The organism is Bifidobacterium avesanii (assembly GCF_009299475.1).
Classification (GTDB): Bacteria; Actinomycetota; Actinomycetes; order Actinomycetales; family Bifidobacteriaceae; genus Bifidobacterium; species Bifidobacterium avesanii.
The window spans coordinates 1-2,561 of the sequence record NZ_WBSN01000041.1; the positions used below are offsets into that span (position 1 = coordinate 1).

At 58.2% G+C, this 2,561-nt stretch carries 2 protein-coding genes and 1 rRNA gene; all 3 read right to left on the reverse strand.

Features of this window, described 5'->3' with window-relative positions; all coding sequences use genetic code 11:
* Positions 1 to 497: 497 nt before the first annotated feature.
* On the reverse strand, positions 498 to 653 hold the full coding sequence (locus DSM100685_RS10820) for a hypothetical protein (RefSeq protein WP_163201163.1): 156 nt from the start codon (positions 651 to 653) through the stop codon (positions 498 to 500).
* Between the two features lie 347 nt (positions 654 to 1,000).
* Positions 1,001 to 1,519 (reverse strand): P-loop NTPase family protein, encoded by a 519-nt coding sequence (locus tag DSM100685_RS10600; RefSeq protein ID WP_152351303.1) that lies wholly within the window; start codon positions 1,517 to 1,519, stop codon positions 1,001 to 1,003.
* Between the two features lie 915 nt (positions 1,520 to 2,434).
* Positions 2,435 to 2,552 (reverse strand): 5S ribosomal RNA (gene rrf, locus DSM100685_RS10605).
* Positions 2,553 to 2,561: the final 9 nt, after the last annotated feature.

Consider the following 2,561-nt stretch of genomic DNA (forward strand, 5'->3'; position numbering starts at 1 on the left):
TGAGCCAGAATCGAACCCTCCACAAAAAAACTTCATGAAGAGAACCAATTGAATGACTCTCAATTTAAAGAAAAAGACGCGACTTCTTAATAAGGAAAAGAAGTCCGCACTCAAAACCCCAACCCCCGTCACCCCACTCTCATGGACCAGCCCGGCGCAAACCGGACGGGCGGGGATTGGACTGGCAATCAAAAAACTTGTCTAAACAAGCAGTACAAACACGCTCTTGAGTTCTCAAACCACGCGAACACCGGCAAAACCAACCCGCGCACCACCGAAGGAGGCGGGCCACCCTGCCGGGCAGCAAGAGATAAACATACACGACCCCGCCCACCCGCGCAACCCGCAGGGCGCGAAAGACCCCGGAACCCGCGATATCACGCGGTTCCCTCGGCGTGTCGAAAACACATGAACCATCACACGCACCACCAGTCTAAACCCCAAAAACCCGACCGCATATGCCGAAATCTCATTTCCGCCGGCGTGTCGCCGTAAATTCATTTCGCATTCACCGACCCGTCATCGGCCATCCGCAATGCGGCGAGGCGCACAACTTCTTCACCAGCAAAAGGAATTCGCATAGGGCGGCTGCCATTATCCACAGATACCGTTTCCATTCTGCGGAATTCGATGATTTCGCCGTTCCCGGCCATCGGCACGACAACATCTGCTCGCCATAGGACTGCGCACGTTGTTTAGCATGTCATTTTCGGATCGTCTGGTCACCCGCACGTCGGAGTACCAGCCGGCATCGCTATGCAACCATTGTGCGAACCGCATCTCTCCGACGGACATCCGATCAGTCATGCGAGAAATCCGGGTTTGCCACGAACAAGCCGCTGCGCGGAAATTGCTGCCGCTGGGTTTTATGGATGCGCACTGGGTTCTGTGGACGCTGCAGCTCAATCTGTAACAGGACGAAATGTCGTCTCGACTTCGCCGCGATCGATAGTGTTCAGCCAATACGCCGATAAGATGCATTATGTTCGGAATATGATCGCTACCGCGGCTGTATTTGCGATGCCGTGAATCGGTCAAGCTGACGCTGGTTGCGCAACACGACGGTTTTGCCCGCATACCGTTCCGTGACCGTTCGGTACTCCAGCATGTGCTTGGCATCACATCCGCGGTGCAGAATCCACCACACGAAATCAGCGTTCATCCGCTCCTCGCAACCGGCAGTCATGGAAGGGCGTGATTGGCCGCGATATGCGCGGAGACGGCGAAGCGTACGATGCAACCGCGCAAAGCGGTTGAACAGCATCACCACGATGAGGTCCGCGTCGTCGAGTCGCTCGCGATAGTACAGGTTGGTGTAGTTGCCGTCGATCACCCAAGATTGATGATCGTCCAGAAAAGCGCGGACCATGGCGTGCTGGTCGTTAATCGGACGGTTATGCCACCCGGGCAGGAATTGCACGGTATCAAGATGCAACAGCGGAAGACGGCTGGCTTTGGCCAGCTGCCGTGCCAACGTCGACTTGCCGCTGCCGGTAAGCCCGAGGATCGCGATTTTCACAAACTTGATGGTATCGCGTTAGCCGACGCCGCGCATCATGCTTTGGCGAATGCTCAACTCGGTCGAAACTACGTCCGTCAATCGTTTGCCGCGGCCAAGGTGGGTCGTAGTCATTTTGCTTTTCCGATTTGTGCGGTCGATTTCGCGCTTTTCCCAGTTAGCCGCGCCGCGATAACGCCGGAACGCCAACGTCGTTGTCCGCCGCCACCCGGGAAATCGACCGCACGAATCGAAAGTACGCGGAGGCAGACCACTACGTAGCCGGCCACGTCGGGGAAGGCACCGGGGCGGAGCGGGACCGCGCCCGAATCCCGCCGACGAACAGAATACATGCACTCCGGGGCACGCCCCCGCACCGCGGCACCTCGGAACGGAGCCGACTGCGCGCGCCCGGGCGTACGAGGACGGAAATACAAAGGCTCGCCAAACAAACCCGGCCGGCGAAACACGCAAACCCGGAAGGTCCCGCCAAACACGGCACGCACGTTCACGCCCGACATCCCCAAAAAGAACACTCGGACGAAGCGCACGGAACCAACCCGCACGGGCCGGGAGGCAATAACGCCACAAACATGAAAAACGCAGAGGCGGTAAAATGGCCCGGCACGGGATCCGTTCCACGCCGGTCCAGGGAGACGAAACGGCTTGAAAACGCCAACCCCCTGGAACGAAAACGACCCGTGCTCGGGTCAATCCGCGCAGGCCTGGAATACGGGAAGCGGCCGAGGCGTGAAAACCGACAGATAGGCATGAAGCCCGGGAAACAAATGAGAAAGGCCCGGAGACTAAACCACCACGCCAAAAGAATATGGGCCGTCGTGGGCCGGGCGGGCGCCGCCAGGTGGACGAATGACCGGATAAACAAAATGGTCCTTGGTGGAGTTGCCTCTACCAAGGACCATTCAACACGAATAATTGCGGCGGCGTGCTACTCTCCCGCACCCTATCGAGTGCAGTACCATCACCGCGCCAGGCCTTAGCTACCGGGTTCGGAAAGTAAACCGGGCGTCACCCCTGGGCCATGACCACCGCAAAACCAAAC